Below are 656 nucleotides of genomic sequence, written 5' to 3'. Positions count from 1 at the left end.
GTAGAAACTGAGCGTGTAGATGAACTCTGTTCTCCTTGTAACGGCAAAGGGATTGTATCCAGCCGTTGTCGTTGTAACGGTACCGGGAAAGTCGTTGATCGCGAAGCAACGAAAGCTACGGGTGCGCCAGTGATTAAAATATGTGAGCGTTGTACGGGCCGTGGTTATAGTCGGGTACCGTCATCAGTGGCATACGCGGCAATTAAGGCCCTTTTGCCAGAGCTAACACAATCAAGTTGGTCGCGTAACTGGAAACCCTTTTATGAAAAGCTGGTGGCGAAATGTGATATCGAGGAAAGCAGAGCAGCATCTGAATTTAGCAAAGTAACGCGATAAAAAAGAGAGGGCTTGCGTTTTGCATAAACTTGGCGTAATCTCTCCAGATAGTGGGGAATTGTAGCTATGCTCACTAAAGAATATTCAGGCCCGCCTAAGAGCGGGTTTTTTTATATATAAAGCATCAATCCCAATCCCAAGCCTCGTTTCCTGCGGGGTTTTTTCATATATAAAGCACATTCACAGGCTACGCATGGCGTGGCCTTTTTTTGTATCTGGAGATTTATCATGAGCGAGAACCAACCGTACTTTTACAATCCGAATATGTCTTCTGAATATTTGGAAGATTGGTTAGATAAGCAAAGATTGCATGTCACCTA

General features: G+C 44.5%; 1 protein-coding gene. It reads left to right on the top strand.

Annotated features, from left to right (window positions below):
* Window positions 1–336 (top strand): antitermination protein Q (locus LGZ99_RS24585; RefSeq protein WP_262979868.1); only part of this gene is annotated, 336 nt, incomplete at its 5' end.
* Window positions 337–656: the final 320 nt, after the last annotated feature.

Source organism: Photorhabdus temperata, assembly GCF_025384845.1.
In the GTDB taxonomy this organism is placed as follows: Bacteria; Pseudomonadota; Gammaproteobacteria; order Enterobacterales; family Enterobacteriaceae; genus Photorhabdus; species Photorhabdus temperata.
The sequence above is the reverse complement of the archived record's forward strand: the minus strand, read 5'-3'. Positions and strand labels throughout refer to the sequence as shown.